At 52.5% G+C, this 718-nt stretch carries 1 tRNA gene and 1 rRNA gene; both read left to right on the top strand.

The features are described 5' to 3' along the window. Positions 1-112: 112 nt before the first annotated feature. Positions 113-188 (top strand) — tRNA-Glu (locus tag KVT28_RS24665). Between the two features lie 215 nt (positions 189-403). Then, positions 404-718 (top strand): 23S ribosomal RNA (locus KVT28_RS24660); the annotation flags it as partial.

The raw sequence follows: 718 nt of genomic DNA, 5'->3' as shown, positions 1-718 counted from the left end.
ACCTGCGGTTGGATCACCTCCTTACCTGAAGATACCTTCCCGCGAAGTGCTCACACAGATTGTCTGATAGAAAGTAACGAGCAAGACGGCTGCGAAGTCGTGACACTATCGTGTCCCCTTCGTCTAGAGGCCTAGGACACCGCCCTTTCACGGCGGTAACAGGGGTTCGAATCCCCTAGGGGACGCCACTTGCTTGGTGACAGGTGAAAGGTGTCTCCACGACGTATCTCAAACGAAGCTTACGAGCTGCGTCTGAGATACTGCTCTTTAACAATCCGGAACAAGCTGAAAATTGAAACGACGTATCGTCTTCATTCTCCGTAATAAGAATGAAGCGGCGATATGTTCGAGTCTCTCAAATGCTTGCAGTCTGCACGCGTTGCAAAACGCCTGTGGGTTGTGAGGTTAAGCGACTAAGCGTACACGGTGGATGCCCTGGCAGTCAGAGGCGATGAAGGACGTGCTAATCTGCGTAAAGCGTCGGTAAGGTGATATGAACCGCTACAGCCGACGATGTCCGAATGGGGAAACCCGGTGCACCCAGTGCATCATCGCAACATGAATACATAGTGTTGCGAGGCGAACCCGGGGAACTGAAACATCTAAGTACCCGGAGGAAAAGAAATCAACCGAGATTCCCCCAGTAGCGGCGAGCGAACGGGGAACAGCCCAGAACCTGAATCAGTTTGTGCGTTAGTGGAAGCGTCTGGAAAGTCGC

The organism is Pantoea sp. GbtcB22, from assembly GCF_019091025.1.
GTDB lineage: Bacteria > Pseudomonadota > Gammaproteobacteria > Enterobacterales > Enterobacteriaceae > Pantoea > Pantoea leporis.
The sequence above is the reverse complement of the archived record's forward strand: the minus strand, read 5'-3'. Positions and strand labels throughout refer to the sequence as shown.